Raw genomic sequence first — 25,711 nt, 5'->3', positions numbered from 1 at the left:
CGAACGATACCCGAGTGTTGTCGCTAGAGTCTGGCACCGGTCACGAAGACAGGGAGAGCTCATGAGCACGACCGGACACCGATTCACCGCGGCGCGCAACGACTGGCGCAGCCTGCGCCCCAGAGCGCTCGGCACCCACGCCGACGCCCCGGTGTCGGTCACCGTGGTCATCCCTGCCCACGGCTGTCAGCCCGAACTCGATCTCGCCCTGGCGGCCCTCGTTGCGCAGAGCCACCCGAGCGAGCTGCTCGACGTCATCGTGGTGGACGACCGGTCCGAACCGGCCCTGGAATTGCCCGAGCTGCGTCCGAACAAGACCGAGCTGATCAGGGTGGACGGCGGTGGGCACGGCTCCGGCCACGCTCGCGACGTCGGTGCTCGCCAGGCGCACGGCGACGTCGTGCTGTTTCTCGACGCCGACATCATCGCCGATCGGCACCATGTCGAGGCGCACGCGCGCTGGCACGAGGTCACCAGCGACGCGGTCGTCCTCGGCTTCAGGGATTTCATCGACGTCAGCGGAGTCACCGCGGAGCAGGTGCACGACGCCGTCCGGGACGACGAACTCGACGCCCTGTTCGCGGGCCGCCCACGCGAACCGCACAGTTGGATCGAGCAAATGCTCGACCGGACCGACGATCTGGCGACCGATCGCGAAGATCTCTGGCGCGCTGTTGTCGGTGCGAGTGTGTCGACGAGTCGTCGCCTTTACGAAGAAGTCGGCGGATTCGCCCATTTCCCGCGCCGCGGTATCGTCGATACCGAGTTCGGTTATCGGTGTTTTACCGGCGGCGGAATCATCATTCCCGATCGGCAGGCCCGTAGCCTTCATCAAGGGCAGCGTTCGTTCGCCACCAGAGGCTCGGAAATCGCTCAGCGCCGCGCTCCGTTGATCGCCAATCACATCGCCAATCCGCGTTACCGCACCCCGATCGGCGGCCGCCAGTGGGCGGTGCCGTACCTGCACGTCATCGTGCCGCCGAGCGACGCAGCGTTCCTGACCGTGCGCTACACCGTCGACGACGTGCTGGCCAACGACTTCGACGACCTCGTCGTGAGCGTGGTGGTCGACCCGGACAACCCGGACGCGGACCTCTATGAGGACTACTGGCAGGCCGACGGGCGAGTCCGGCTGGTCGAGAAGGCTCCGGACTCCGGCTTCCCGAGCCCGGCGACGATGGTCGTCCCGATCGGCGCGCGGCTGGACGCCACGGCGCTGCGCGGGCTGATGGAGCGGCTGCGCAGCTGGTCGGCCGGGCTGCTGAGCGTGAGCGTGACCGGCCTGGACTCGGTGGTGGAGCTGTGGGCCACCCGGGCCCTGACCAGGGTGCGCCGGCACGCCGGCGAAGACGGCATGCGTCAGTCGGCGCGTGACCTGTTCGGCGAGGCGTGGGTGGCTGGCTCGGATTTCGGGATCGACACCCGCTCAGGCGCTTCGGACCGGCACTTCAAGAACGGCCGGTTTCACGCCGGCCGGTAGATCAGCGTCGCCGACCGATCGGCCGAACTGCCTTCACGCTCCAGACCCGGGAACTCCGCCAGCCACGCCTCGGCCGCCTCCTGCTCCTCGGTGCGGTCGACGTCGTCGATCACGACCCGGGCCCCGACGGACAGCTTCGGCCCCAGGACGGGCACCGCTGGGTATCGTGCGCGGGGCCCGCTGGCTCGCGGCGGGCCGTCGACGAGGAGCAGCCCGATGCCGTCGAGTTCGCCCACGGCGGCCGTGTCGTACCACTGGAAGGTCTCCTGCCCGAGCTTGAGCTCGGTCAATGGCGCGGACCGTACGTCGGTGTTCGCCGTGAGCCCGTGCTCGTGGAGCAGCTGACGGGTCTGTTCGGCGAAGCGCTCGTCGTGCTCCAGTGACACCAGGCGGCCGCCGTATGCCTCCGCGGCGTAGGCCAGCCAGACCGACGACGCGCCGCTGCCGCATTCGACGATCAGCCCGGGCCGGGTCTGCTCGACCATCCGGACCAGGTGCAGGATGGTCGACGGCTCCATGGCCCAGCCACCGGTCGGAGGTAGCGGGGCCCGCGCGTCGTAGCGGTTCACGAGTTGCAGCAGGGCCTGGATCTGGCGCACTGGCTCGTAAGCGAGCTTGGACACCTGTCCACGCAGGCTCACCTGGCGTCGCTTGTCGTCTTGGTCGGATTCGTCGATCCGCGCGACGATGCCGTCCTTGGCCTCGGTGATCCCGGCGCGTACGCCGTCGAGGTCGGCGCGCACGTCATCGACGCCGGTCCGTACGCCGCCGAGGTCGGCGCGGACGTCGCTCACGCCGGCAGCCAGCGCGCCGAGGTCGTCGGTCAGCCGGACGTGGCGCTCCGCGGCGGCCAGGCGTTCCTGGGCGAGCCCGGCGGACACGCCGTCACCGGCGGCCTGGATGTGCCCGACCGCTCGGTCGACGGTGTCACCGAGCGAGGTCACGGCGGGCCGTAGCGCCGTCTTGACTTCCTTCTTGACGTTCTTCGGCATCGAACGCAGCCAGCCGATCCGCTTGCTGTCCAGAGCCTGGCGCCGGGCGACCTGGCGCACCCGGCGAGCGATGTCGCCCTGTCGTCGCCGGATGTCGATGAGCATGACGAGAACGCCCGCGAGCAGGAGCCCGAGGCCCCCGACCGCGAGATCCGTCCGCCCGGCCACACCCGCCACCGCCACCAGTACGCCGACCGCGGCCGCGACCGCACTGGTCGCGAGCTGCCGGTTCGTCATGCCCAACACGAATCCGCCCAACCTTCCTTCGTCCGCGTCGGCGTGAGACTACCGTTTCTCGTGACAGCCTGAGTGGGCACTACCCACTGGCCCGGCACCCTGGGGCCGCCAACCGGCTCATACTGGAAATCTCGGCGAGGAGTGAAGGAACCACATGCGCGCGTTCGTGTTGTGCACGGGACGATGCGGCTCGGTGACGTTCATCGAAGCATGCCGGCACATCGACAACTACACGGCCGGTCACGAGAGTCTGGCGCGCGAGTACGGCCCAGCGCGGTTCGCCTATCCCGACCGGCACATCGAGGCGGACAACCGGCTGTCGTGGTTCCTGGGCGGCCTACGCCGCGCGTTCGGCCCCGATCCCCTGTACGTGCACCTGCGCCGTGATCCCGAACAGGTCGCGCAAAGCTTCCTGCGCCGCTGGGACCGCGGGCGGGCGAACATCGTGGGTGCGTTCGGCCAGGCGATGCTGCCCGTGCCGCGCCAACGCACCGGCGAGGACGAACGCCTCGAGATCTGCCGGTTCTACGTCGACACCGTGCGCACCAACATCGAGGCGTTCCTGGCCACGGTGCCGTACTCCATGACCATCGACCTCGAGCGCGCCGAGGAACAGTTCCCGGAGTTCTGGCACCGTATCGGCGCCGAAGGCGACCTCGACGCCGCGATCGCCGAGTTCGGCATCCGCCACAACCCCAGCCCGGACGCCGACACCGACCCTCAGCCGACCAGCGGGGCGAGCTCCTCGTCCAACCGTGAGGCCAGGGTGCGCGCGTAGGTCGCGGTGAGGTGGTGCGGGTCGCGCCAGACGATGACGTTGCCGATCACCGCGGCGCACTGATCGGCCGGGCACACGTACCGGTTGAGGTCGACCAGCTGAGCTCCAGGCACCCGCTCGGCAGCGGCCAGCTGTACGTCGCCGGCGGCCTCCATCGCCGAGGCCCGGTCCGCTGCACATTCGGTCAGTTGATCCGGGTGTTCCGAGACGCATTCGGGGACGTCGAGGTCCAGCCACGGGGTGTTGTGCAGCACCACCAGGTGCGCGCCTGATTCCACGACGGCCTGCCAGCTGTCGGCCATCCCGGCGGCGAATCGGTCCCTGTTGTCGGCATCGTCGACGGGTTCGCCATCGACGAGCACGCGGTAGTTGTTGCTACCCGAGGTGACGACCACGTCCGGGCGCTGGTTACCGGTCAACTGCTCCAGCAGTGCGTCGTTCCACTCCGAGCACGAGGTGTAGGCGGTGTCGTCGGCGGTCGACACGTCGACGGAGAAGAAGCCGCACGACGACTTGGTGTACGTCTGCACGCGCCAGCCCTGACGGCGCCCGATCTCGTCCAGCGTGGGCTGCCATTGGGCCGCATGTGAGTCGCCGACCAAGGCGACCACGTAGTCGGAGTCGACGTCGCCGTAGGTGCACGACAACACCTCGGCGTCCTGCTGGTTCTGATGACAGCCGTCGCCGTAGACGTCGGCGTTGTCGTCGCGCGCCTGCAACGGGTCCGGGGTGATGGCCGTGACCTCGTCGACGGGCACGCCGTCGGGGTCCGAGGCCGGCTGGTCCCCGAGCACGGCCGCACCGGGTGCGTCACCGTCCACGTCGTAGTCGGGTGTGAACGCCGTGGGAACGATCGCTGCGATCAGGCCCACGGCGGTGGCCAGCGCTCCTACGCCCAGTGCGCGACCGGGCCGGGCGGCCAGGGCAGGCGCGTGGTGAATGGGACGCTCCACGAGCTTGAACGTCAGCCAGGCCGGCACCACCGACGCCGCCGCCACGGCGACGCCCCTGGTCACCGACAGCTCCCCCCACGCCGCCGTCGCCGCGATCAGCAGCGGCCAGTGCCACAGATAGATCGAGTACGACAACGCACCCACCCAGCGCATCGGCGCGACACCCAGCATCGCGCCGGCCCCGGCCGAGCCCGCCGGTCCGACCCCGGCGGCGATGACGGCCGCGGCGCCGAGGGTGGGCAGCAGGGCGGTGTAGCCGGGAAAGGCCGTCGAGGCGTCGTAACTCAGCGCCGCCACCGCGATCGCCACCAGGCCGGCCCAGGCGGCCGGTACGCACACCGTCCGCGGCAGCCGGGCGAGGCGGGGGGCGGCGATCGCCAGCGCCGCGCCGACGGCGAGTTCCCAGGCCCGGGTGGTGGACACGAAGTACGCCCGGCCCGGCTCCGCGCCGGTCAGGTAGACCGAGTACAGCAGCGACGGCACGGCGATGGCGGCGAGGCCGGCCAGCATGATCCACCGCAACGAGCGGCCACTGCGCCGTTGCCACCACGCCAGCGCGATGATCAGCAACGGCCAGAGCAGGTAGAACTGTTCTTCGACGGCCAGCGACCAGAAATGCTGGACCGGGCTCGCGGCGTTCTCGGCGGCCAGGTAGTCCACCGCGTCGGCGGCCAGCCGCCAGTTGACCACGTACACCGCACTGGTCACGATGTCCCACGCGACCTGCGCCCACCGCAGCGGTGGCAGGAAGACGATCGTGAGCACCGACGTCGCGAGGAGCACGACGGCCGTGGCCGGCAAGAGCCGGCGGGCGCGACGGGCGTAGAAGCGCCGCAGGCTCACCCGGCCAGTCGTCTGGACTTCACGGACCAACAGGCCGGTGATGAGGAACCCGGAGATGACGAAGAAGACGTCGACCCCGATAAAACCGCCGCTGACCTGCGGGATGCCGGCATGGTAGGCGAGCACGAGCAGCACCGCGACGGCTCGCAGGCCCTCGATGTCCGGACGGAATCGGGTGGCTTCGGCCCCGGAGTCCGCCGTTTTCTGCGGGCGCGACACCCCGACGACCGATGTCATCCACGTCCTCCACCACGTTCGCTCCGGCACTAGTGCCCGTTGACGACGCCGAGTCCCGCACCTCATGCGGTCGCCCCGGCTTCGGCAACGCCTCCGCGAGTGTGCCAGACTTCGTACGGCCAGGCGGTCGATGTGGATGTATCATCGATCAGCCGTGCCATTCGAGTCCGGGTGCGGCCGGTCGGCGGGGCCGCACGACGTGGGTGTGGGTTTCGCGGCGAACGCGATCGGGAACTCATCCCGGCGTCCCAACGTTGCCGCCGATCATGGCCGTGCACATCAAATAGCAGTCGGAGATGAATCAGTGTCCGCAGACCTCGCGGTGATCGGGCTGGGCTATGTCGGCCTCCCGGTGGCCCAGGAAGCCAGTCGCGCCGGCTTGTCCGTCCTCGGCTTCGACGTGAGCAACGCCGTCGTCGATGGCCTGAACGCAGGACGTTCGCACATCGACGACCTGACCGACGACGACATTGCGGCCATGCTCGCCGCGGGCTTCCGAGCCACGGTCGACGAGTCCGACCTCGACGACGTCGACACGATCGTCATCTGTGTGCCGACCCCGCTCTCCGACGACGGCGGCCCCGACCTCGCCGCGGTGCAGGCTGCGGTGGCCACGGTGGCGCGTCACCTGTCGCCGGGCGTTCTCGTCGTGCTCGAGTCCACGACGTACCCGGGCACCACCGACGAGCTGGTCCGCCCTGCGCTCGAGGAGTCCGGCCTGGTCGCCGGGCGCGATTTCCATCTCGCGTATTCGCCCGAGCGCATCGACCCCGGCAACCGCAACTACGGCATGCGCAACACGCCGAAGGTCGTCGGCGGGCACACCCCCGAGTGCACCGAGCGTGCCGCCGCTTTCTACCGCCGCATCGTCGACACCGTCGTCGAAGCCCGGGGCACCCGCGAGGCCGAGACCGCGAAGCTGCTGGAGAACACCTACCGGCACGTCAACATCGCCCTGGTCAACGAGATGGCCCGGTTCTGCCACGACCTCGGCATCGACCTGTGGGACGTCATCCGCCTCGCCGCGACGAAGCCGTTCGGCTTCCAGGCCTTCTACCCCGGCCCGGGCGTCGGCGGGCACTGCATCCCCATCGACCCCAACTACCTGAGCCACAACGTCCGACTTCGGCTGGGGTACCCGTTCCGCTTCGTGGAGCTGGCTCAAGAGATCAACTCCACGATGCCGGCCTACGTGACCCAGCGCGTGCAGAATTTGCTCAACATCGACGGCAAGGCGCTCAACGGCTCGACGGTGCTCCTGCTCGGTGTGACGTACAAGCCGAACATCGCCGACCAGCGCGAATCGCCGGCGGTCCCGATCGCCAAGCGACTGCGGGGCTTCGGCGCGAACGTCCAGTTCCACGACCCGCGCGTCGAAACGTGGAACATCGACGACGCCGTGCTGACGCGCGAGCCCGATCTCGAAACCGCGCTGGGCCGGGCCGACCTCGTGGTGGTGCTGCAAGGCCACGACGAGTACGACGGCGAGCTCATCGCAAAGAGCGCCGCGCGGGTGTTCGACACCAGGGGCATCACGCCGAAGTCGGAGACGGTGGAGCTCATGTGAGCATCCGCGCTCATCGGCGGCTTTCCCGGATGGTTCCGGACGGCTAGGTCGCCATGAACGTCCTTGTCGTCACGGTGGTGCACGACCCGCAGGACGCGCGGATCCGGCATCGACAGATCCGCGCCCTGATGGACGCCGGGCACCACATCACCTTCGCCGCCCCGTTCAGCGCGTACGAACGCCCGCGCGACGACGACCTGCGCACCGTGGACCTTCCCCGGGCACAGGGACTGAATCGCCTGGCTGCCGCGCGCGCGGTGCGGCGCCTGCTCAAACGCCGCGGGCGCGAGTTCGACGTCGTCCTGCTGCACGACCCCGAACTGGTGCTGACCACCGCCGGGCTGAGCGTGCCCGGCCTGGTGTGGGACGTGCATGAGGACACCGCCGCCGCTTTGCAGATGAAGGCATGGCTACCGCGCCCGGCCCGCCCGGCTGCGGTCATGCTGATCCGTGCGATCGAACGGATGGCCGAGCGCCGGATGCCGTTGATCCTGGCCGAGGAGTCCTACGCCGAGCGGTTCACCCGCCCGCATCCGATCGTGCGCAACAGCGTCGTCGTGCCGGAGCGGATCCCGGAGCCGATCGGGGCCCGGGACGACCGGGTGATCTACATCGGCCGGCTCACCCGGGCACGAGGCGCGCTCGAGATGATCGAGCTGGGCCGCCGGCTCGCCCCGGGCGTCGCCGTGCATCTGGTCGGCCCGGCTGATCGTGACTGCGCCGACGCCGTCGAGGATGCCCACCACGCCGGGATCGTGCACTGGCACGGCTTCGTGCCCAACGACGCCGCGCTGGCCATGCTGCCCTCCGCGCTGGCCGGGCTCAGCCTGCTGCACGATCAGCCGAACTATGCCCATTCTCTGCCGACCAAGATCGTCGAGTACATGGCGCACGGCGTGCCCGTCATCACGACCCCGAATCCCAGTTCGGCTGAGATCGTGCGTCGGCACCACTGCGGTTCGACCGTGCCGTTCGGTGACGTCGACGCTGCGGCCGAGGCGATCCGGGCGCTCGCGGCCGATCCGGCGGAGCAACGTCGCCTGGCAACCGCCGGCCGCACGGCAGCGATCGAGTACTACAGTTGGCGCACCGATGCCGGCGTCTTCGTCGAGACCCTCGAAAAGATCGCCATCGCCTCGTCGTGACCCACGACCGAGGGCGTACGCTGCACCGGGCCGGACAGCTAGAGTTCGGTGAACCAAGCCCGCACGACGACGGAGACCTCGATGTTACGCGCCGTACGCTCGTTCCTCGGTTCTCGTTGGCCCGCACTCGGCATGCTCGGCGCGTTCGTCGCCGGCGTCGTCGCGGTGTGGACTCTCGTCGACGAGACCCGGGTGACGTCGGCCGCGCTGGCCGGCCTGCTCGGCCTGGCCCTGGTCGGCCTGGTGGTGGTGAGCTTCATCGCCCGCTCGGCCGAGCATCGCGCCCGCTCGATCGAAGCCCGGCTCAACAAGGTCGAATCCGTCGCGCGGGAGACCTCCGCCACCGTCGGCGCCATCAAGAAGGCCCAGGCGGATCCCAGCGGTGGCCGCCTCGGCGCGATCATCGGCGCCCAGCGCCTCGACGCCGCGGTTCGCCACGACGAACTCGTCAACAGCATCGGGCAGTTGCGCAGTGAAGTGACCGATCAGCTCCGCAAGGTGAACAAGGACCTCGCCGCCGGGTTCCGGGAAGCGTGGATCAACTCCGAGACGCAACTGTCCGAGCTGTCCGCACTGGCCAACCTGTACGCGATCTTCGATCCGCAGGGCGAGGTGCCGGTGCTGGGTGGGTTCGCCGCATCACCACAGACCATCCTCCGCCTGACATCGCTGGCCATGGAGCTCCCCGACGACGGGCTCATCGTCGAATGTGGCAGCGGCGCTTCCACGGTGTGGCTGTCGTTCGCCTGCCGGCGCGCCGGGCACGGGCGGGTGGTCGCACTCGAACACGACGAGCGCTACGCCGAGCTGACTCGCGAAGCCCTCGCACGGCACGATCTGAGCTCGTTCGCCGAGGTCCGCATCGCACCGCTGGAGCCGTTCACGCTCGGCGAAGAATCATACGACTGGTACAGCCGCAAGCAGTGGGACGACCTCGAGGGCATCGACCTGCTGTTCGTCGACGGCCCGCCCGGCTCGGTCGGCCCGCGGTCGCGATACCCCGCCTATCCGCTGCTCGCTCGGGCGCTGTCCGAAGGCGCCGTGGTGGCCCTCGACGACATTCACCGCGACGCCGAGGCGCGCATCGGGGCCGACTGGCTGAACGAGACGGTGTCCGGGGTGACGTTGCGCGACGGCGGCAAGCTCGGGCGTACTCGGCTGCTCACCGCCACCCGCAGCGCCGCCGCCGAGGAGTCGTGAGTCATGCGGATTGCGCACCACAGCGCAGTCCGTCCACCAGGAGATTGACCATTCGGCTGCTGTACTCCACGCCTTCGCCCGGCACCGGGATGCACAGCAGCGCGACGGCGTAGAGCAGGTCCTGGGCGCTGATGTCGCGGCGGATCTGGCCCGCAGCCCTGGCCGGCTCGAGTAGCGACTCGAGCGCGGGCCCGAGCCGCTGCAGGAAGTAGCCAGGCAGTTCGTCGTAGGCCGGGTCGCCGGAGTGCAGCGCGGCGGCGAGCCCTCGCTTGGTCGCGAGGTACTCGGTGTAGCGCTCCAGCCACTTCTCGATCGCGACCTCGATCGGATGCGCCGCGGCCAGTTCCGGGGCCGCAGCGGCACACGCGTCGACCTCGCGCTGGAACACCGCCACGATCAGGTCCGAGCGTTTCGGGAAATGCCGGTACAGCGTTCCGACGCCCACCTCCGCGAGGTCCGCGATCTGTTTCGCGGGAGCATCCACGCCGGAGTCGGCGAAGGCGGTCTTCGCCGCGTCGAGCAGCGCGTCGACGTTGCGCTGTGCGTCGGCGCGCAACCGCCGGCCCGGTCCGGGAGACGTCGCCGCGGCCGGGGCCGCGGAACGGGTGGAGCCGGCGCCCGTGGGGGCAGCGCTGTCGTTCACGATCCTCCCTCACTTGCTAACCGGAACGCCTTTCCGTATTCTTACCGGAAGAGCGTTCCGCTTCGTCTTCGAAGCATACGGCCCGGGTCCCGGCGCTCGCCACCTACCCACCCCTTCGCCCTTGGAACGGGAGAACGACATGCAGTACCGCACCCTCGGCCGCACCGGCATCAAGGTCAGCCGCTACGCGCTCGGCGCCTTGATGCTCGGCGTCGGCAATCCGGATCACGAAGACTCCATCAAGATCATCCACAAGGCGCTGGACGCCGGGATCAACCTCATCGACACCGCCGACGCCTACGGTCAAGGCGCCTCCGAAGAGGTGGTCGGCAAGGCGCTGGTCGGGCGGCGAGACAGCGTCGTGCTCGCCACCAAGGTGGGCCTGCCGATGGGTGAAGAAGTCAACCATCGAGGTGGTTCCCGCCGCTGGATCATGACCGAGGTCGAGAATTCGCTGCGCCGCCTGCAGACCGACTACATCGACCTCTACCAGCTGCAACGCCCCGATCCCGACACGGCCATCGAAGAGACCCTGTCCGCGCTCACCGACCTGGTGCGCAGTGGCAAGGTCCGCGCCATCGGCACGTCCACGATGCCGGCCTCGGACCTCGTCGAAGCACAGTGGGTCGCCGAGCGGCGCGGCCTGGAACGGTTCCACACCGAGCAACCGCCCTACTCCATCCTCAATCGCAGCATCGAGACCGAGGTCCTGCCGCTGGCACAGCGCTACGGGATCGGCACGTTGGTCTGGGGCCCGCTGGGTCAGGGCATGCTGACCGGCCGCGTGCGCAAGGGCCAGCAGACCGACCTGTTGCGCGCGGGCATGCCGTTCTTCACCGTGTTCCGCAACGAGCAACGTCTCGACGCCGTCGAACAGCTCATTCCGCTGGCCGCCGAAGCCGGACTGCCGTTGACCCATCTGGCCATGGCCTTCGTGACCGCGCATCCGGGCGTGAGCACCGCGCTGCTCGGGGCGCGCACGATGGAACAGCTCGACGACCTGCTCGCCGGTATCGACGTCACCCTGTCCGACGACGTTCTCGACCGCATCGACGAGATCGTCCCGCCGGGTACCGACGTCGGCGGCCGGCTCGACCAGGCCTACCTGCCCCCTGCCTTGCAGACGCCGAGTCTGCGCCGCCGCAGCGACCAGGAACCCGCCGCCGCCTGAAGACAAGGAACCCGATGTCCCACCTGCAGCACCCGCTCGGAACCGGGATCACCGCCGCGGCGACGGCCGACGACGTCCTCGCCGGAATCGACCTGACCGGTACGAACGCCGTCGTCACCGGCGGGCACAGGGGGATCGGGCGGGAGGTGACCCGGGCACTGGCCGCCGCCGGCGCCCGGGTCACCGTCGGTGCCCGTGATCCTGATCAGGCCGAACTGTGGCCGACTAGCACCGTGCCGGTCGAGGTTCGCCGACTCGACCTGCTCGATCCTGCGTCGATCGACCACTTCGCCGCCGAGTGGCTCGACGGTGACCGAGCCCTGCACATGCTGATCAACTCTGCTGGCCTGCCCGGACCGCCCGAACTCGTCCACGACGCCCGCGGCTACGAGGTACAGTTCGCCACCAATCATCTCGGCCACTTCCAGCTGACCCTGGCGCTGTGGCCGGCGCTTCGTGCCGCGAACGGTGCCCGCGTGGTCAACGTGTCGTCCGGCGCGCAACGGTTCGGCCGGATCGACTGGGACGATCCGCACTTCAGCCACCGCGAGTACGACGCTCATGTCGCGTATGCCCAGTCGAAGCTCGCGAACGTGCTGCACGCTGTCGAGCTGGACCGGCGAGGCGCCGAGCACGGCATCCGCGGTTACGCCGTGCACCCCGGGGTCGTCGTCGGCACCGCGCTCAACGGCTCCAGCGGCGAGAACGCGCTTCGCGCCATGGGGTTGGTCGACGATTCCGGTGCGCCGATCATCGACCCCGAACACGGGAAGAAGACGCCGCAGCAAGGCGCCAGCACCATCGTCTTCGCGGCGGCGAGTCCGTGGCTCGCCGACATCGGCGGTGTCTACCTCAAGGACAACGACATCTCGCCGTTGGACGACGAGCCCAGACCGATGTCAGCAGTGGAACCGCCGGCCGAGATCATGTCGCACGCCATCGACCCGGCCTCGGCCCGGCGGCTGTGGACATTGAGCGAGCACATGCTCGGCCAGCGCAGCACCTGGTGATCAACCGGGCCGAGGGCGTCACTGGCGCCCGGCGTCGACGAGCATGCCCTGCTTGGTCACGTCGACCACCGCGCGGCGCACCCCGACCTCGCCACCGTCGAGCCAGTGCTCACCGAACAGCCGCCGCGCGGCGGCGTCGAGGCCGCCCTCGTCATGCCGCCGGGCCCGGTGCAGCGCCCGAGTGGCCCACAGCTCGACCGTCGGGCCCGCCTCACCGGGCACCGTCGCCCGGACCACGCCCACCGCATGCTGCTCGACCGCGTCCACCATGGCCTGAAGGGTGTTGCTCTCGACAGCCACACCGGCAGGAACGATGAACGACAGCGGCGACGGGAACCCGGTGGTCACCGGCTGCTCGGCCAGGCGCACCCGCGCGTCGGCAGCGAAGTAGTCACGCAGCCACTTCGGCAGGTCGGCGCTGGGCGAGATCGTCACGACGAGGTCGGTCCAGCCGGAGGCGAGAATGTTGTCGACGCTGAGCTGGACCTGCTCCGGCGAGGCTTCGTGGGCGTCGACGACGGCGTGCACCGACGGCACGGCCCACATCCGCCCCACGTTCGACGGGCGGAACAGCGAGATCGGCAGATGGTTGGCGGCGAGCCCCGAACGTTCCCGCTTGATGTCATCACCACGAACGGAGAGGTTGCGCTTACGTCCCTGGTGGTAACTCTGCGCCGCCGGTTCCGGCACGATGACCCCGCCAGCGGTGAAGATCCGGTAACCGAACTCGGTGTCGACGATGCCGCGCAGGCCGAAGGTGGCGAACCCGCCGCTCTCGGCGTACAGCTCGCGGGTGGTCGACACGCTCGCGCCCACGACGGCGATGAACGTGTCGTCCGCGAATTTCGTCAGCTGGTCGGCTTCGTCGATGAAATCCTCGACCCACACGTGCCGGGTGATCTTGCGACCGGCCAGGAGCTGGTCGAAGCTGTCGTCGCGGGTGGCGGTGCGCACGTCGGCGGGGCCGATGCCGTCGACGTCGACGAATTTCTTCCAGCCCAGCACGACGGCGTCGGCCACGGTGTGGTGCCAGCGCGCATGCGCCTCGACGTGCGTCCGCGTGGCCATGATGTCGGCGTCGAGGAACACGATGATGTCGCCCTCGGCGGCCTGGGCGCCGGCATGGCGGGCCCGGCCGGAGCCGTGCCCGCCGCCGTCGTCCAGGCGCAGGATCCGGGTGTTGGCCGGGTGCGCGGCCTGCAGTCGCAGTGGCTCACTGGAGTTGTCGTCGACGACCACGACGTCGAGCAGCTGGTCCGGATAGCTCTGCTCGGACAGCGCCGCCAGCGTGCGGTCGAGCTCGTCCTGACAGTCCTTGGCCGGCAGGACCACCGTGACCGACATGGTCGGCGTCCAGCTGCCCAGCTCCGGCGGTTTGCGACTAGGCCAGTCCTGCCGAGGCACCGGTACAGGACTCAGCGCCGAAGGACGCATGTGGGACTCCTACGAACGTTGGCTGCATGCTTCGCTTAGAGTGTGACGCGCTCGTCCGATGACGACGCCACCTGAAGACGACGATTGATGACGACGAACTTACCGGGCACCGACATGCCGATCGAAACCGACCTCTCTCCCGCCGCCTCCCCTGCCGCGCCGGCCACGCTGCGCTCGCTCACCTGGACCCAGCTCGCCGACCTCGGCCACGCGGCCATGCGCGCGGCGGCCCAGTCGTTGCGCCCGGCGCTCCTGCCGCCGGTGAACACCGCTCTGGTCTCCCCGGAAGGTTTCGATCCCTTCGACACCGACCCGGCCGACGTCACCCGGTCCGTGGCCGATCTCGTCGCGGCACCCGACGGCACCATGCGCTTCGTGCACGACGACGACGTCGTCGCCTCGGTGGCCTGCGGTGCCGTGCTCGACCGTCAAGACGTCGCCGCGCTGCGCCCGTTCGCCGGCGTCCGGGTGCCGCTCGATGTGGGCAGCGGCCCGGTCGCGCTGGGCGGGCTGGTTCGCCAGCTGCTGGTCGCCGGTGTGCCGGTGCTCGCCGCTGACCTGCCGCTGTCGGTGTACCGGCTGCTCGGGGCGGAGCTCGGCGGCATCGTGGCCGAGGCGACGCCGTCCGTCCTGCGCGACGTCGACCAGCGGGAACGCTGGTCGGTCCGGGCCCGGCGGGCTGCGCTGTTGCACGCCACGGCCGCGGCCGGGGTGCCGTCGTCGCGGCCCGAGGTCACCATCGTCGTCGACGCCGGCGCGGGGCACGACCTCGACCGGTTGGCGGCCGAGGTGAGCGCTCAGACATGGCAGCACATGCAGATCTGCGTCACGCTCGGCGCGGACGATCCGGATCCGGACGAGCTGGTCGCCACCATCAGCGCGGCCGGACCGGTGGTCGAGGTCATCCGGGGCAGCGATGCCACCGACGCCGTGAGTCGAGCGCTGAGCTCGTGCACCACCGAACTCGCGACGATCATGACCCCGCGGCTGTCGTACCAGCCCCAGCACGTCACCGACCTCGTCCTGGGCCGCGGTTACTCCCGCCGCCGCGTCGCCGGCGTGCGCGTGCGCCGCACCTACCTCGAGCCGCTCGGGCTGACGGTGTACGCCGGACCGGCCGGCGAGCGGTCCAGCGACGAGCTCACCGCCGGCGCCGTGCTCGCTGCGCCCGGCGAGTTGCTGGAGCTCGGTGCCCACCGGAGCCACGGCGGCGCCGTCGTGCACACGGACGGATCCGGCTACGCCGTGCACGACCTCAGCGTCGCCGCCGTGGTGCCGCGCGGTGACACCGCCGGTCTGGATGAGGCGCTACGCACCAGCGAGCGCCAGTACGCGGGCCGACCGTCCGGGGACAGCCCGGCGACGGTCGACCCCGCGTACTCGTCTTACTTCGCGCGCATCGCGTCGCGCTCGGCCTGAAGCTTGCGCACCGTCTCCACCAGCGTCTGTGCCCGGGCGTCGAAGGAGTGCTCCCGGCGCACCTTCTCCGACAGCGCCATCCGCGCGGCCGCGCGCTCCGGCGTCTCGGCCAGCTGTGTCGCCACGGCCTCGGCCAGCTCGTCGGGCGTGCGGTAGGTCAAGATCACGTCGCCGAACACCTCGGACAGCCCCGGCACGTCGTCGCTGACGGCACGGGCCCCGCACGCCGCCAGGTCGAACAGCCGGTTGGACAACAGGCCCTCGTTCTTCATGTCGTCCCAGTGATCGTTGAGCACCACCCCGGCAGCGGTGTAGGCGGCCGGGAGCTCCTCGTTGGGCAGGTACTCCCCTTGCAGCGCGCCCTCGGGCAGCAGCCCGCGCCAGCGGACCCCGTACACCGACGGGACGATGCCCGCTTCCAGCGCTGCGGCCACCGACGCCCGCACGCCGCGCGCGTTGCCGACGAACAGCACCTCGTGGCGCCGGCGCGGGTCCGGCGGCACGGGGCGGAACCGTTCGGCGTCGGTGCATTGCAGCAGCGGTTGCACCGGTGAGCCCAAGTCGGTGGACAGCCGGTGCGCGAGGCTGGTGGAGGCCGCGAAGACCGCATCGAACGACGCGAGCTCGCGTCGGGTGACCCGTTCCGGGTGGCTGATGACCCACGAGAGGTTGATCTGCTGCGGGTTGACCGTGTACACGCTCACCCCGCGCAGCACCAGGGCGACGTCATCGAACCGGGACGTCGAGCGGTACCACGCGTTCTTGGCGTCGATGACGGCCTCGTGTCCCAGGCGCTCCAGCGCGGCCTTCAAGGCGAGCGCGAAGTGCCAGTCGCCCCAGTTGGTCCGGCGACGCACGTCCGGCGGGCCGATCTTCAGCGCCCACCGCAGCGGCGCGGGCTCGCGGTCACGGACCACGATCGGGTCGAAACCCCAGTGTGTCGGCGCGGCGCCGTCGTAACCGACGATCGAGTACCCGGCCTCGCCCCACAACTGCTCGTCGTTCTGGCCGACCGAGTTCTTCCAGCGCCCGAAGAACAGCTCCTGGTTGTCGGTGGCGGTGGACATCGCCGACGCGGTGTGGCGGCGTTCGGGCATCGCGATGAACGACACGAGGCTGTCCGGCACGTAGCGCAGCGCCCGCCCGGTGGTGCGAGCCAGGCGCAGGCTCAGGTCGGCGTTGTCGAGATCGTTGACGAACAACGGATCGAAGCCACGCACGGCGGCGAAGTCGTGTGCCCGCACCGCGAGCACCGAGGCCGACAGCGCCACCCGCTCGGCCGGGTGGATCACCTCCGGAGCGTCGCCGGGGAAGCGGCGGAACAGGTTGTGCGGGTGCGCTCCGCGGGCGAAAGCCACCCCGGCCGTCCACACCGTCCCGTCCGGGCAGAGCACCAGCGGCTGCGCCGCCGCGGCCGAACCGTCGGCCAGCGGGGCGAGCAACGCATCCAGCCAGCCCGGCTCGACCCAGGTGTCCGCCGTGGTGAACACGACGTACTCACCGGTCGACTGGGCCGCGCCGATCGACCTCGACAGCTCCAGGGACAGCGCCTGGGTCTGGCGCAGCACGCGCACCTGTGGGAAACGTACCTGCAGGAACTGCAGGCGCATCGCCTCGGCCTCAGGGGTCTTCGCATCGACGATGATGATCTCGACGTCGGTGCCGGTCACCTCGAGGATGCGTTCGACCGTGGTGGTCACGGTCTGGGCCACGGCGCTGGCGTGGATGACCACCGAGACCCCGCCGGGCCTGCGCTGGTCGAGCCCGCGGTCCACGGCCTCCCAGTCGATGAGGTGTTTGGCCCGGATGACGAACCGATAGCCGAACAGCTCGTTGATGGTGATCCGGTCCGAGCGCTCCTCCCACGCGTCGTAGCGGGTGGCGATGAACGGTGCGAGCTCGAAATCGGTCACCCGCGACATCCGGATGAACAGATCCCAGTCGACGTTGCGGCGAAGGTGTTCGTCGAACGTGCCCACTTCGTCGAGCAGCGACCGCTCGTGCAGCACGACGATGCAGTCGATGAAGTTGCGCTCGTGCAGGGCCGGCCGGTTGAACGGCAGCGACCGGTAGCCGCGGCGCCCGCCCTTGCGCTCTTCGACCAGCTCGGACACGGCGTAGGCGAACCGCAGCGAGCGGGTGCGCACGAAGGCGACCATGATCTCGAGGAACTCGGGGGTCCAGGTGTTGTCCGAGTCGAGATAGGCGATGTACTCGCCGCGGGCTTGGGCGAGCCCGGCGTTGCGGGCCACCGAGACCCCGCCGGCCTGCTCGCGCCGGATGAACTCGATGCGCTCGTCGGCCAGCAGCGGCTCGACAGCCGCGGCCGTACCGTCGGTGCTGCCGTCGTCGACGACGATGAGCTGCCAGTTGCGGTAGGTCTGCGCCCGGACGGACTCGATGGCGGCGAGCACGCCCTGGGCGCGGTCCTTGGTGGGAATGATCACCGACACCAGCGGCGGTTCCTCGGCCACCTCGGCGTACTGCTCGCGGACGGTGCGCTTGAACGCCTCCGCCGCTTCATGATCGAACGTCTCGGCGGTGCGGGGCAGGTCCTCGTAGCCCCGGGTCTCCTTCATCAGGCGGCGGACCCGGCGGGCGAAGTCGGCCAGCGGTGGGCCGTCCATGTCGCCGAAGTTCTCGCGATAGACCTCGGGGTCGAACTCGGCACTCGGCTTGGCGCCTTGCTTCCAGCCGATCTCGAGGTAATGCCCCAACGGCCCACCCCGGTGCTCCGCGGCGCCGGGATGCCTGGCGACGTAGTAGTCGGGATCGAACAGCGGGTGCGGTGACAGCCCGCGTTCGATGCCCCGGTTCACGTAGTGGACGAATGGCGCCACATCGAGCGACTTCGGGGTCCGCGGGTGGTCGCGGTACCACTCGGAGACGAAGCACGGGTTCGGCGACACGTCCGTCTGATCGGCGTGCGCGACGAAGTGGTCGAGCGGATCCACACCCGGCGGGATCGGCTCGTCTAGTTGCTCGGCATACCATTCGGCATCGAACAGGCCGCTGTCACGCACCGCCGCCGAAATCCGTCGTCGACGGCGAGCCTCGTCGTCGATATAGGACTGCGGGAGAATCCTCGCCGCCAGTCGGCGAGCCGCGCTGCGGGCATGGCCCACACGTACCTTCATTCACGTCTCCTCGGGAACCCGCCCCCTGTACCCCAGGGCCTTTCCCGACCCAAGTGCACCGGTATCTTACAAGCGTCACGACCCCCTACGAACGTTCGCCGCACGCTTGGAGTTTCACGATGTCGTGGTTGGTCACCGGCGCCGGCGGAATGCTGGGTAGCGACCTTGTCGACGTCCTCACCGAGCGAGGTGCCGACGTGACACCCGCGCCTCGCACCGAGCTCGACATCCTCGACGCCGCCGCCGTCGACACCGCCGTACGCGGCCACACGGTGGTGGTGAACACCGCCGCCTACACCGATGTCGACGGCGCGGAAACCGACACCGAGCGCGCCGATGCCGTCAACGGCGTCGGCCCCGGTATTCTCGCTGCCGCGTGCGCTCAGCACGGCGCTCGGCTGATCCACGTGTCGACCGACTACGTCTTCGATGGTCATGCCACCACTCCCTACCCAGAGGACGCGCCCGCATCCCCGTCGACGGCTTACGGGCGCAGCAAGCTCGCCGGCGAACGTGCCGTCCTGGCAGCACTGCCCACCGGCGCGACGGTGATCCGGACTGCTTGGCTCTACGGCGCGCGCGGGCGCAACTTCGTGACGACGATGGCCCGCCTCGCCGAGCAACGCGATCAGGTCAACGTCGTCGACGACCAGCATGGCCAGCCTACGTGGTCGCGCGATGTCGCCGAACGCATCGTCGACCTGACCGACGCCAACGCGCCTGCGGGCATCTATCACGCCACGAACACCGGCCAGACCACCTGGTTCGGGCTCGCTCGAGCCGTGTTCGCGCTCCTCGGGCACGATCCCGAGCGGGTCCGTCCGATCACCACGGCGGACTTCCCGCGCCCGGCTCCCCGGCCCGCCTACTCGGTGCTCGGACACGCCGGCTGGGCGCGCGCCGGCCTCAAACCGCTGCGGGCCTGGGAGGAAGCACTCGCCGCCGCCGCACCGAGCGTCCTGGGCACCGGCTGAGCACAGTTGCGGTTATGGTGGCATTCATGTTCTCGAGGCGACGCCGCTCCAAGATCCCTGGCCCTGTCTTCGTCGGCGGAACTGGCCGCAGTGGTACCACCATCATGGCCAGCTTGCTGGGCGAACACTCGGCGTATCACCTGATCCCGATCGAGGCGCGATTCCACACCGAAGCCGCCGGGTTCGTCGGGCTCACAGCCGGGAAAGTCACGCCGGAACAGTTCCGCGAGAGCATGCTCGGCCACTACTTCCACCGCACGGTCAACAACGGCTCGGCACGTGGTCTGCATCTGGCCGGCGTCCAGCGCGACACCCTCGAAAGTGCGGTCGAGCGCTACCTGAAGAAGTACCAGAGCGACTCCGCCGCCGCAGGGGCGGACCTGATGTCGTCCATCTTCGACCCGTTGGTCGAGCAGTCCCAGGCGCACTCCTGGGTGGAGATGACCCCACCCAACGTCGAACAGGCCGCACAACTACAGCGGATGTTCCCCGACTCCAGGTTGATCCACATCGTCCGCGACGGGCGTGATGTCGCGGTCTCCGTGGCGTCCAAGTCGTGGGGCCCCAACGACCCGTTCGCGGCGCTGGAGTGGTGGGGCACCCGCTTGCGACGCGCCGAGAAGGAACCGGCCCAACCCGGCTACGTGATGCTGGTCGGCTTCGAGGCGCTGATGGACTCCGACCGCGAGGGCCAGTTCAACCGGATCTGCGAGTTTCTCGAGATCAGCCCGGAAGAGTCCATGCGCGCATTCTTCAACGAGAAGATGACGACCGAGCGCGCCCGTATCGGCCGGTGGCGGCGTAACGTCCCCGAAGCCGACCACGACCGTTTCGAGCAGGCCTACCGCGAGGTCGTCGAGAAGCTGCGCGCAGACGGCATCAGCTCGGTCGAGGTCCTGACGACCTGATTCGACCCAGCCGGTCGCGAAATCATCTCCGGGAGTCGTCATGGCCCCATCCGCTTGGGGGCGGCAACCGCTAAGGCGCGGTCTCGGCGTCCATCACTGCGCTATCGATGCCTAGGATCATGCCCAATGCCGTCTCGATGTTTGCCATGGTGTCGGGCGCAACGGCGCCTAGTCGCTCCAAGAACCGGCTTCGCGCCACTGCTCTGATACCCCGCGATACGGCCACGCTCGATCGCTCTACGCCCTCGCTTGTCGACACGTCCGGCCTTAGCGGTGACGGTGCGCGGGAACTCGACACCGGAATGACCACGAGCAACTCGTCCGGGACACCGGTGTTGATGTCGTCCACGGATATAACCACGACCGGCCGGTTCTTGCCGGGCTCCCCTTTACGCGCTGCACCGAGGGAGACGAGCCACAACTCGCCACGTCGCGGCTCAGTCGATGCCATCGGTGAGCGTGGCCTCCCATTCCTGGTCCTCCACCCGAGCGTCCGCCATCACAGCATCGCGCCGCACGGCGTCACGCTCGGACTGGAAGATCGCGTCTCGCTGCGCGTGTCGAGCCATCTCCGTCAGCATCGAGGAAATCGACAGGCCACGTGCCCGTGCCTGCTCAGCAAGCAGATCACGGGTTTCCTTCGGCACTCTGATCGTCGCAGTCGCCATATAGCTAGTCTATGGCGACATCATAAGGCGACAACCTAGAGTCAGACGAGAGCGCCGACCCGCGACGTGCCGTTACCCGCCGCGTGCAGAGCCCGGACCGTAGCGCCTTCGATGTCGGTCGTGGCCATCTCAGAGGAACCGCATATCAGAGGAACCGAGGCAGGGCGAGTACCTCTGGCCCACGGACCCTCTGGAACCGTCCCGGAGGCGATACGGAATCACTGTCGTAGGAGCCGTCTCCTTTGTTCACATCGTGCGCACTCAGCTCGCCAGGCTGCGGTGGTAGGAGCGAACGTCCTCGTAGGCGGGAAGCAGGCCGGTACGGGCCGCCTCGGCCAGGCTCGGCGCGGCGCGATCCTTGTCGGACAGGGTCACGGTGATCGGGCGGCCGGTCCGGTCGGTGTCAGGCCAGTCGATGCCGAGTTCGGGATCCAGCGGGTTGATGCCGTGCTCGCGTCCGGGAGCGTACGACGTCGAGCACAGGTAGGTCACCGCTGATCCGTCGGCCAGCGACATGAACGCATGCCCGAGCCCTTCGGAGATGTAGACCGCCTGACGGTTGACGTCGTCCAGTAGCACTGTGTCGCTGCGTCCGAACGTGGGCGAGCCGACCCGGATGTCGACGACGACGTCGAGCACCGCACCGCTGACGCAAGTGACGTACTTGGCCTGCCCGGGCGGCACGTCGGCGAAGTGCACGCCGCGGATCACCCCGGCTGCCGAGATCGAGACGTTGGTCTGGACGACGTCCGGGCGGTGGCCGACGTACGGCGCGAGAAGGTCGCCGCGAAACGACTCGAGAAAGGCGCCGCGGTCGTCGGCGAACTGCCGGGGTGTCACGGTCCACGCACCCTCGATGGCCATCGGCACGATCGACGGTCCCGTCACGGCGCTCCCACCTCCGCCACATCCGCCTGTTCGAGCAGTCGCAGCAGGTAGGTGCCGTAGCCGGATTTGGCGAGCTGTTCCCCGCGCTGGCGCAGGTGTTCGTCGTCGATGAAGCCCATACGCCAGGCGACCTCTTCGGGGCAGCCGATCTTCTGACCCTGCCGAGCCTCGATCACCCGGACGTACTCGCCGGCGGCCATGAGGTTGTCGAAGGTTCCGGTGTCCAGCCACGCGGTGCCGCGCGGGAGCACCTCGACGCGCAGTTTGCCGCGTTCGAGGTAGCGGCGGTTGACGTCGGTGATCTCGTATTCGCCACGCGCCGAGGGCTCGAGGTCGCGCGCGATGTCCACGACGTCGCTGTCGTAGAAGTACAGGCCGGGCACGGCGTAGTTGCTGCGTGGCTGGGCCGGCTTCTCCTCGAGGCTCAGCGCGCGCCCGGCGTCGTCGAACTCGACGACGCCGTAGGCGCTGGGGTCGGCGACGTGGTGGGCGAAGACGACGCCGCCGTCGATCTCGGAGTACTGGCTCAACCGGGTACCCAGTCCGGCGCCGTAGAAGATGTTGTCGCCGAGGACGAGGGCGACGCTGTCCGATCCGACGAAGTCCGCACCGATGACGAAGGCCTGCGCCAGCCCGTTGGGCGTGGCCTGCTCGGCGAACGAGATCGACACGCCGAAGTCCGAGCCGTCACCGAGCAGCGTTTCGAACTGCTCGCGGTCGCGCGGGGTGGTGATGACCAGGATGTCGCGGATGCCGGCCAGCATCAGCGTGGTCAGCGGATAGTAGATCATCGGCTTGTCGTAGACCGGTAGCATCTGCTTGCTGGCCGCGACTGTCAGGGGGTGCAGCCGGGTCCCTGAGCCACCCGCCAGAATGATTCCTCGCATGTGCGCCTACGATAGCCGCGCCACGCATCACTATGAGGAAGGGCTCCATGCGAGTTCTCGTCACCGGCGGGGCCGGTTTCATCGGGTCGAACTACGTCCGTCGTGCGCTGTCCGGGGACTATCCCGGGCTGGCCGAGGCCCAGATCGTCGTGCTGGACAAGCTCACGTACGCGGGCAACCTCGCCAACCTCGATCCGGTGGCGGAATCGGACCGCTTCACGTTCACCGAAGGCGACATCCTCGACGCCGCACTCGTCGACCAGCTGGTCAAGACCTGCGATCAGGTGGTGCATTTCGCCGCGGAGAGTCACGTCGACCGCTCCATCACCGGCGGCGCCGACTTCGTCATGACCAACGTCGTGGGCACGCACACCCTGCTCGACGCCGCCCGCCGCCACGGCGTGGACCGGTTCGTGCACGTCTCCACCGACGAGGTCTACGGGTCGATCGAGACCGGATCGTGGGCCGAGGACCACATCCTCGAGCCGAACTCGCCGTACAGCGCCAGCAAGGCCGGCAGCGACCTCGTCGCGCTGGCCTACCACCGCACCCACGGCGTACCGGTCAGCGTGACCCGCTGCTCCAACAACTACGGCCCGTACCAGTACCCCGAGAAAGTCATTCCGCTGTTCGTCACCAACCTGCTGGACGGCAAGCACGTCCCGCTCTACGGCGACGGGCTCAACGTGCGCGACTGGCTGCACGTCGACGATCACTGCGCGGCCATCGAGCTCGTCCGCTCGGGCGGGCAGACCGGCGAGATCTACAACATCGGCGGCGGGCGCGAGCTGACGAACAAGGAGATCACCGGCTACCTGCTCGATGCGACCGGCCGGAACTGGGACTACGTCGACTTCGTCGAGGACCGCCTGGCGCACGACCGCAGGTACTCCGTCGACGACTCCAAGATCCGCGCCGAGCTCGGTTACGCACCGCAGCGCAGTTTCGAAGCCGGCCTGGCCGAGACCGTGCAGTGGTACCGCGACAATCGCGCGTGGTGGGAGCCGCTGAAGGATCGCTGACGCGGCCGCAGGCCTCGAGCGCCACGGCCGACGTCTCAGTCGTCCAGCAGCAGATCGAGTACCCGGAGCATCGCCTGCATGCGCCGGGTGTTCGCTGGGATGCTGCGCCGCTTGACGGCCCGGTTGTGCCGGTGTCGCCAGCCGCGCAGGAACAGCAGCAGCGCGACGGCTACCTGCCTGCGCCAGGGCATGGCCCCGGCCATGGCCATGGCGTGGCGCAGCTCGGCCGGGTCCGCGAGGCGCGCGGCGGCGGCCAGCGGGTCCGGCGCGGACATCACCACCTTGACGATGTCGTGCGCCAGCGCGCGGCGTCCGGCGTCCTCCCAGTCGACCAACGCGAGCCGGCCGTCCGGCAGCCGCAGGACGTTGCCCAGGCCGGGGTCGCCGTGGCTGGGCCCGACGGTCATCGGCCGCACGTCTGCGAGCGCTGACTTCGCGCGCCGTTCGAGCCAAACCCGGTCGAGTTCAGCGGGCCACAACCCGTCTGGCGCCCCGGCGACGAGACCGGCGAAGGCGGTCAGCGCACGCTCGCGCTGTTCGGCGTCGAGCACCTCGTGTGTCACGCCGGTGTGCGCCCACAAGGCCGCCAGCTGATCGATGAGCTGATCCGCCACCTCGGATGCCCCGGCGGTGTCGCCGACCCGCACCGGCACGCCGTCGATGACCTCTTCGACCACCCAGTCGGCCACGCCCAGTGACGGCAGCCGCGTGGCCGATCCGGACTCGAAGATGCGCGGGATGACGAACGGCCCCTGCCCGTACAGCATCGCCTGCACGCGCGCGCCGGTGACCAGCGGTGTTCCGACCGAGGCGGCCAACCGCTGATGCACGACCAGCGACGCCATCGTGCCGTGACGATGGCCGAGCAGGTAGAACGACCGGAACCGCAACTGCTCCTTGGTACGCATGGCGCCGGCCACGACGACATCGGCCGCCGCCAACGACCGGGCGACCTCGCGGCGTTCGGTACTCAGCAAAGACGCGCCGGTGCGATGGTTGACGAACAGCCCACGCGCGGGGAAGCCAGCGTCGAGATCGAGCGCGGCCGAGAACGCGACGCGGTTGTCGGTGAAGAACGAACGACGGCGCCATGTGACGAGACCGCGCCGAGGCACGGTCGAGCTCGTCCGCTCGATGGCAGCGGACCACTCGAGCGCTCGGACCGAATCGGCGCTGGTAGGCGAGGTGACTGGCATCCCGTAAGGTAAGCGGTCCAACTCGTGGAATTCAGTGATTCCTCCATGAGAGTTTTCTCAGAATTGACCTAGGCGTGCTGTAGCCCGCCCCTGGTGGGCGCGGTATGTTGACGGCCATGAGTGCGGACCTCGACGTGGAGCCCGAGGTCGTGTGGCAGCCCGATCCGAGCCGCGTGAGCCGCAGCCGCATCAGCGCCTTCCGTGACTGGCTGCGTGCTCGGGGCATCGTCGAGGCCCACGACTACGACACACTGTGGCGTTGGTCCGTCGACGATCCCGGAGCGTTCTGGGCCGCCGTGGCGCGCTATTTCGACGTCACGTTCCACGACCAGCCGACCGCCGCGCTGGCCGAGGCGTCCATGCCTGGCGCCCAGTGGTTTCCCGGCGCCACGCTGAACTTTGCCGAGCACGCCCTTCGTCCCGGAGCCGGCAAGGACGACGCCGACGAGGCCGTGGTGTTCCGCGCCGAGTCCGGCGTCCGTGTCGTCCTCACCTACGCCGACCTGCGCCGTCGCGTCGCCGCCGTCCGGGCTGGGCTGGTCGAGCTGGGCGTGGGCCGCGGTGACCGGGTGGCCGCCTTCGTCGGCAACACCCCGCAGGCGCTCATCGCGCTGCTCGCCACGGCGAGCCTGGGGGCCGTGTGGTCGTCGTGCTCGCCTGATTTCGGCGCCCGCGCCGTCGCCGACCGGTTCACCCAGATCGAGCCGAAGGTACTGATCGCCACCGGCGGTTACTCGTACGGCGGGCGGTACTTCGACGTGTCGGCGACCGTCGATGCCGTACGTGAACAACTGCCCGGCCTGGCCGCCACGATCATGGTCCCGTCAGCAGCAACGGACGATTCGCAGCCGGACGACCACGTGCTGCCAGGCGAGGGATTGGTGCACTGGGACGACCTGCTGGCCCGCCACGACGGCGCCGC

Annotated in this window: 22 protein-coding genes; 12 read left to right on the top strand and 10 right to left on the bottom strand. The window is 69.3% G+C overall.

The genetic code is table 11. From position 1 onward, the window contains the following. Positions 1 to 61: 61 nt before the first annotated feature. Positions 62 to 1,480: a glycosyltransferase family 2 protein gene (locus M6444_RS09900; protein ID WP_298326297.1), complete on the top strand. Its 1,419-nt coding sequence runs from the start codon at positions 62 to 64 to the stop codon at positions 1,478 to 1,480. On the opposite strand, the gene M6444_RS09895 is transcribed toward M6444_RS09900, so the two are convergent. Beyond that, positions 1,465 to 2,709 carry a class I SAM-dependent methyltransferase gene (locus M6444_RS09895; protein ID WP_298326295.1) on the bottom strand — a complete coding sequence of 415 codons (1,245 nt, stop codon included), beginning with the start codon at positions 2,707 to 2,709 and terminating at the stop codon, positions 1,465 to 1,467. The two genes, M6444_RS09900 and M6444_RS09895, sit on opposite strands and share 16 nt — an antisense overlap. A gap of 154 nt (positions 2,710 to 2,863) precedes the next feature. Between M6444_RS09895 and M6444_RS09890 the strand changes: the two genes are divergently transcribed. Beyond that, positions 2,864 to 3,487, top strand: coding sequence for a hypothetical protein (locus M6444_RS09890; RefSeq protein ID WP_298326293.1), 624 nt, complete (start codon positions 2,864 to 2,866; stop codon positions 3,485 to 3,487). Here M6444_RS09890 and M6444_RS09885 read toward each other — a convergent pair. Continuing rightward, positions 3,430 to 5,520, bottom strand: a complete 2,091-nt coding sequence (locus M6444_RS09885; protein ID WP_298326291.1) for an acyltransferase family protein — start codon at positions 5,518 to 5,520, stop codon at positions 3,430 to 3,432. The genes M6444_RS09890 and M6444_RS09885 overlap by 58 nt on opposite strands. A gap of 304 nt (positions 5,521 to 5,824) precedes the next feature. Between M6444_RS09885 and M6444_RS09880 the strand changes: the two genes are divergently transcribed. The 3 genes from M6444_RS09880 (at position 5,825) to M6444_RS09870 (ending at position 9,432) form a co-directional block, all read left to right on the top strand. After that, on the top strand, positions 5,825 to 7,087 hold the full coding sequence (locus M6444_RS09880) for a nucleotide sugar dehydrogenase (protein WP_298326289.1): 1,263 nt from the start codon (positions 5,825 to 5,827) through the stop codon (positions 7,085 to 7,087). A gap of 53 nt (positions 7,088 to 7,140) precedes the next feature. Continuing rightward, positions 7,141 to 8,232, top strand: a complete 1,092-nt coding sequence (locus M6444_RS09875) for a glycosyltransferase (RefSeq protein WP_298326286.1) — start codon at positions 7,141 to 7,143, stop codon at positions 8,230 to 8,232. Positions 8,233 to 8,313: 81 nt separating this feature from the next. Further along, positions 8,314 to 9,432, top strand: a complete 1,119-nt coding sequence (locus M6444_RS09870; protein WP_298326285.1) for a class I SAM-dependent methyltransferase — start codon at positions 8,314 to 8,316, stop codon at positions 9,430 to 9,432. Between the two features lies 1 nt (position 9,433). On the opposite strand, the gene M6444_RS09865 is transcribed toward M6444_RS09870, so the two are convergent. Beyond that, positions 9,434 to 9,988 (bottom strand): TetR/AcrR family transcriptional regulator, encoded by a 555-nt coding sequence (locus M6444_RS09865; protein WP_363326308.1) that lies wholly within the window; start codon positions 9,986 to 9,988, stop codon positions 9,434 to 9,436. Positions 9,989 to 10,214: 226 nt separating this feature from the next. Between M6444_RS09865 and M6444_RS09860 the strand changes: the two genes are divergently transcribed. Then, a complete protein-coding gene (locus M6444_RS09860; RefSeq protein ID WP_298326279.1) occupies positions 10,215 to 11,246 on the top strand; it encodes an aldo/keto reductase in 1,032 nt (343 codons plus the stop codon). A gap of 14 nt (positions 11,247 to 11,260) precedes the next feature. After that, positions 11,261 to 12,256 (top strand): SDR family NAD(P)-dependent oxidoreductase, encoded by a 996-nt coding sequence (locus M6444_RS09855; RefSeq protein WP_298326276.1) that lies wholly within the window; start codon positions 11,261 to 11,263, stop codon positions 12,254 to 12,256. A gap of 18 nt (positions 12,257 to 12,274) precedes the next feature. On the opposite strand, the gene M6444_RS09850 is transcribed toward M6444_RS09855, so the two are convergent. Continuing rightward, complete coding sequence (locus tag M6444_RS09850) at positions 12,275 to 13,600, bottom strand: glycosyltransferase family 2 protein (RefSeq protein ID WP_298326272.1); 1,326 nt, start codon at positions 13,598 to 13,600, stop codon at positions 12,275 to 12,277. A 177-nt stretch (positions 13,601 to 13,777) separates the two neighbouring features. Between M6444_RS09850 and M6444_RS09845 the strand changes: the two genes are divergently transcribed. Then, positions 13,778 to 15,109: a hypothetical protein gene (locus M6444_RS09845; RefSeq protein ID WP_298326270.1), complete on the top strand. Its 1,332-nt coding sequence runs from the start codon at positions 13,778 to 13,780 to the stop codon at positions 15,107 to 15,109. Here M6444_RS09845 and M6444_RS09840 read toward each other — a convergent pair. Next, positions 15,076 to 18,246 (bottom strand): glycosyltransferase, encoded by a 3,171-nt coding sequence (locus M6444_RS09840; RefSeq protein ID WP_298326267.1) that lies wholly within the window; start codon positions 18,244 to 18,246, stop codon positions 15,076 to 15,078. The two genes, M6444_RS09845 and M6444_RS09840, sit on opposite strands and share 34 nt — an antisense overlap. A 119-nt stretch (positions 18,247 to 18,365) precedes the next feature. Between M6444_RS09840 and rfbD the strand changes: the two genes are divergently transcribed. Then, complete coding sequence (rfbD, locus tag M6444_RS09835; RefSeq protein ID WP_298326263.1) at positions 18,366 to 19,220, top strand: dTDP-4-dehydrorhamnose reductase; 855 nt, start codon at positions 18,366 to 18,368, stop codon at positions 19,218 to 19,220. A gap of 14 nt (positions 19,221 to 19,234) precedes the next feature. Then, positions 19,235 to 20,128, top strand: a complete 894-nt coding sequence (locus M6444_RS09830; RefSeq protein ID WP_363326306.1) for a sulfotransferase — start codon at positions 19,235 to 19,237, stop codon at positions 20,126 to 20,128. 70 nt (positions 20,129 to 20,198) lie between these two features. Here M6444_RS09830 and M6444_RS22965 read toward each other — a convergent pair whose 3' ends face one another. The 4 genes from M6444_RS22965 to rfbA all read right to left on the bottom strand — a co-directional run bounded on the left by M6444_RS22965 (position 20,199) and on the right by rfbA (position 22,571). Continuing rightward, on the bottom strand, positions 20,199 to 20,579 hold the full coding sequence (locus tag M6444_RS22965) for a type II toxin-antitoxin system PemK/MazF family toxin (protein ID WP_363326305.1): 381 nt from the start codon (positions 20,577 to 20,579) through the stop codon (positions 20,199 to 20,201). Then, positions 20,566 to 20,796 (bottom strand): hypothetical protein, encoded by a 231-nt coding sequence (locus M6444_RS09825; RefSeq protein WP_298326257.1) that lies wholly within the window; start codon positions 20,794 to 20,796, stop codon positions 20,566 to 20,568. Before M6444_RS09825 ends, M6444_RS22965 begins: the two co-directional genes overlap by 14 nt. A gap of 261 nt (positions 20,797 to 21,057) precedes the next feature. After that, entirely contained in the window at positions 21,058 to 21,660 is a 603-nt protein-coding gene (rfbC, locus tag M6444_RS09820) for a dTDP-4-dehydrorhamnose 3,5-epimerase (protein ID WP_363326307.1), read from the bottom strand. Positions 21,661 to 21,680: 20 nt separating this feature from the next. Continuing rightward, entirely contained in the window at positions 21,681 to 22,571 is an 891-nt protein-coding gene (gene rfbA / locus M6444_RS09815; RefSeq protein ID WP_298326253.1) for a glucose-1-phosphate thymidylyltransferase RfbA, read from the bottom strand. Between the two features lie 47 nt (positions 22,572 to 22,618). Between rfbA and rfbB the strand changes: the two genes are divergently transcribed. Further along, positions 22,619 to 23,593 carry a dTDP-glucose 4,6-dehydratase gene (gene rfbB, locus M6444_RS09810; RefSeq protein WP_298326250.1) on the top strand — a complete coding sequence of 325 codons (975 nt, stop codon included), beginning with the start codon at positions 22,619 to 22,621 and terminating at the stop codon, positions 23,591 to 23,593. 35 nt (positions 23,594 to 23,628) lie between these two features. Here rfbB and M6444_RS09805 read toward each other — a convergent pair whose 3' ends face one another. Further along, positions 23,629 to 24,708: a phosphotransferase gene (locus tag M6444_RS09805; protein ID WP_298326248.1), complete on the bottom strand. Its 1,080-nt coding sequence runs from the start codon at positions 24,706 to 24,708 to the stop codon at positions 23,629 to 23,631. 197 nt (positions 24,709 to 24,905) lie between these two features. Between M6444_RS09805 and M6444_RS09800 the strand changes: the two genes are divergently transcribed. After that, positions 24,906 to 25,711, top strand: an 806-nt coding sequence (locus tag M6444_RS09800; protein ID WP_298326244.1) for an AMP-binding protein, incomplete at its 3' end; no start/stop codon positions are given.

This window comes from Haloactinopolyspora sp., assembly GCF_027324685.1.
GTDB lineage: Bacteria > Actinomycetota > Actinomycetes > Jiangellales > Jiangellaceae > Haloactinopolyspora.
Note: the sequence above shows the minus strand (reverse complement) of the source record. Positions and strands in the feature narration are given on the sequence as shown.